This is a genomic window from Tyzzerella sp. An114 (genome assembly GCF_002161055.1).
GTDB lineage: Bacteria > Bacillota > Clostridia > Lachnospirales > Anaerotignaceae > Fimicola > Fimicola cottocaccae.
In genome coordinates this window covers 1-3,527 of the sequence record NZ_NFLT01000046.1, presented here as the reverse complement: position 1 = coordinate 3,527, position 3,527 = coordinate 1, and the positions used below count along the sequence as shown (strand labels likewise).

Below are 3,527 nucleotides of genomic sequence, written 5' to 3'. Positions count from 1 at the left end.
ATTATATAGTAAATAAAAATAAAAAATATGGTGTTATAAATAATAATGGAGATGTTATTATTCCTGTTGAATATGACAATATATTAAAAAGTGATAAAAACAATTTTATAGTACAAAAGGATAATAAATATAATTTAATTAATGAAAATGGAAATTTAATAGGTGATAATACTTGGGATTTTTTAAGTGGATATTCCGAAGGGGTTTTAGGTGCTGTAAATTCAGATAAAAATATTTATGGTTTTATTGATATAAATGGCAAAATAGTTTCAAAGGCTGATATTGAATTTGAAACAGAAAAGGGCGAAAAAATAGAAATATCATATAAAAAAATACTTGAACCTTCAGAAGGTATATCTATTTTTGAAGCTTATAATGGTATTTCAGGGTACATAAATACAGATGGAAAAATTATTGCTGTTTTTAAGAAGGATTATAAAGAGCTTAATAATTTTAAAAATGGTGTAGTTGTTGTTAATAAAAATGGAACAAATTATTTAATTGATAAATATGGAAAAGAGATAAAAAATACGAATTATAAAATATTAAATGATTTTAACTGTAATCGTAGTTTTATTGAAAAAGATGGTTTATATGCTGTTATTGATAATAATGGAAATTTGATAACTGTGATTTTTTATTTAGTGATTGTAGAAGTTTTTCAGATAATATGGCAGCTGTAAAAATGAATAATAAATGGGGATTTGTTGATATAAATGGAAATGTTGTAATTGAACCCAAATGGGATTATGTTACAGACTTTGCCTTTGGTAGAGCTAGTGTTAGTGATTATAGAAGTAATATAGTTAAACTTATAGACAAAAATAGTAATTTTATTGGTGGAGATTTTTGGGACTATACAGGGAATATATATTTTAATAATGAATTATCAGAGGATTTAATACTCGTAGAAAAAAATAAAAAATTTGGTATAGTAAGTGTTAGTGGAGATGTAATAATTCCACCACAGTATGATAATATACTTTCAGGAAGTGAATATGGAGAATTTTTGCTTAAAAAAGATAAAAAATATTTTTCTATAAATTTAAAAATTTGAATTTAAAATCTTTTATATTTAAAACAAACAGTCTTATTTATATAATTATTAAGACTGTTTGTTTTTTGTAAAAAAAAGTAACATTGAACACAAATAAAAACAATGATATTATTATACTATCTAAATTAATATGATAGGGAGAAAAAACAATGATAGATACAAAGAAAGAACAGGAAAGAGATGAACTTCATCGTGCCATTTGGGCGATAGCAGACGAATTAAGAGGAAGTGTAGACGGTTGGGATTTCAAGTCTTATGTACTTGGTACAATGTTTTATCGTTATATATCTGAGAACATAGCTAACTACATCAATGCTGGAGAGATTGACGCAGGTGATACTGATTTTGACTATTCAAAAATATCAGATGAAAACGCTGAAGAAATAAGGGACGACCTTGTCAATTCAAAGGGCTTTTTTATATTGCCAAGTGAACTTTTTTGTAATGTATGTAAAAACTGTGACAATGACGAGAATTTAAACGAAACTCTTGAAAAAGTTTTCCGTAATATTGAAAATTCGGCGAAGGGTAGCCAGTCAGAGGATAATTTTTCAGGTCTTTTTGATGATTTTGATGTAAACAGTAATAAACTTGGTGCAACAGTACAGAAAACAAATGAAAATCTTGCAAAACTTTTAAAAGGTGTCAACAATATGAACCTTGGTGATGTAAAAGACCATGACATTGACGCTTTTGGAGATGCCTATGAATATCTTATGACAATGTATGCATCAAATGCAGGAAAATCCGGCGGAGAATTTTTCACACCGGCTGATGTTTCAGAACTTTTAACAAGACTTGGAACAGTAGGAAAAACAGAAATAAATAAAGTTTATGACCCTGCTTGTGGTTCAGGCTCTTTACTTTTGAAGGCTGAAAAAGTCCTTGGTCATGAAGCTGTTCGTAATGGTTTTTATGGACAGGAGATAAATATAACAACATATAACCTTTGTCGTATAAATATGTTTTTACATGATATAGATTACAATAAATTTAGTATAGCCTGTGAAGATACACTTATAAATCCACAGCATTGGGACGATGAGCCTTTTGAACTTATAGTATCAAATCCACCATATTCAATAAAATGGGCAGGTAGCGACAATCCATTACTTATAAATGACCCAAGATTTTCACCGGCGGGAGTTTTAGCACCAAAAAGCAAAGCCGACCTTGCATTTATAATGCACAGTCTTTGTTGGTTAGCAGAAAACGGAACAGCTGCTATTGTATGTTTTCCAGGGATAATGTACCGAGGGGGAGCAGAACAGAAAATAAGAAAATATTTGATTGATAATAATTTTATTGATTGTATTATACAGCTTCCAAGCAATCTTTTTTTTGGTACAAGTATTGCAACTTGTATAATGGTACTTAAAAAGAATAAAGTTGATAACAGCGTGCTTTTTATTGATGCCACAAAGGAATGTATAAAAGTAACAAACAATAATAAATTGACAGAAGATAATATTAAAAAAATAGTTTATACATTTGCAGAGAGAAAAGAGGAAAAGCATTTTTCATATATTGCAAAGTATGAGGAAATAAAAGAGCAGGAATATAATTTATCTGTAAGCACATATGTTGAGGCAGAGGACACAAGGGAGAAAATAGACATTGTAAAACTTAATGAGGATATAGCCCAAATAGTGGCAAGGGAGCAGGTTTTAAGAGATGAGATTGATAAGATTATAGCAGAGGTAGAGGTGTAATTATGAATATTAATGAAGAAGCTAAAAAATATTTTGATTTAGGAATAGAATGTTATAAAAATAAGGATTTTGAAGGGGCAATAAGCAATTTTACAAAAGCAATAGAACTAGATCCAGATTATAAAGAAGCATATAATAATAGAGGAGTAATATATGAAAAACTCGAAAAAAATGAAGAAGCAATAAAAGATTATACAAAAGCAGTAGAAATAGGTCCAAATTTTAAAGAAGCATATAATAATAGAGGATTAATATATGAAAAACTCGAAAAAAATGAAGAAGCAATAGAAGATTTTAATGAAGCAATAAAGATAGATCCATATTATAAAGAGGCATATAATAATAGAGGGATTAGTTATGGTAAGCTTAAAAAAAATGAAGAAGCAATAGAAGATTTTAATGAAGCAATAAAAATAGATTCACATTATAAAGAAGCATACTGTAATATAGGAATAACATATGATAAAATTGGTAAACATAAAGAAGCAATAAAAAATTATAATAAAGCAATAGAAATAGATCCTAAATATAAAGAAGCCTATAATAATAGGGGCAGTTTATATGATGAACTTGGTAAAAATGAAGAAGCAATAAAAGATTATACAAAAGTAATAGAAATAGATCCAAATTATAAAAAAGTATATTTTAATAGAGGGCTTGTATATAGTAAAATTGGAAAATATGAAGAAGCAATAAATGACTTTACAGAAGTTATAAAAATAGATCCAAACTTTAGTAAAGCCTATGCTAATATAGGA

Annotated in this window: 3 protein-coding genes and 1 pseudogene; all 4 read left to right on the top strand. The window is 27.9% G+C overall.

Annotation, left to right across the window (positions count from 1 at the left end):
* Positions 1-5 precede the first annotated feature (5 nt).
* Positions 6-443: pseudogene (locus tag B5E58_RS14080) on the top strand (WG repeat-containing protein); the annotation flags it as partial.
* Between the two features lie 242 nt (positions 444-685).
* The gene (locus tag B5E58_RS13075) at positions 686-1,057 is read left to right on the top strand and encodes a WG repeat-containing protein (RefSeq protein WP_158097775.1); all 372 of its coding nucleotides are present in this window, start codon (positions 686-688) and stop codon (positions 1,055-1,057) included.
* Positions 1,058-1,206: 149 nt separating this feature from the next.
* On the top strand, positions 1,207-2,769 hold the full coding sequence (locus B5E58_RS13070) for a type I restriction-modification system subunit M (RefSeq protein WP_088110079.1): 1,563 nt from the start codon (positions 1,207-1,209) through the stop codon (positions 2,767-2,769).
* 2 nt (positions 2,770-2,771) lie between these two features.
* Positions 2,772-3,527, top strand: a 756-nt coding sequence (locus B5E58_RS13065) for a tetratricopeptide repeat protein (protein ID WP_143597282.1), incomplete at its 3' end; no start/stop codon positions are given.

What these genes read in the sequence shown, in the direction of transcription:
- B5E58_RS13075 (WP_158097775.1), top strand. Translation starts at nt 686, where the DNA reads ATGAATAATAAATGGGGATTTGTTGATATAAATGGAAATGTTGTAATT.
- B5E58_RS13070 (WP_088110079.1), top strand. Translation starts at nt 1,207, where the DNA reads ATGATAGATACAAAGAAAGAACAGGAAAGAGATGAACTTCATCGTGCC.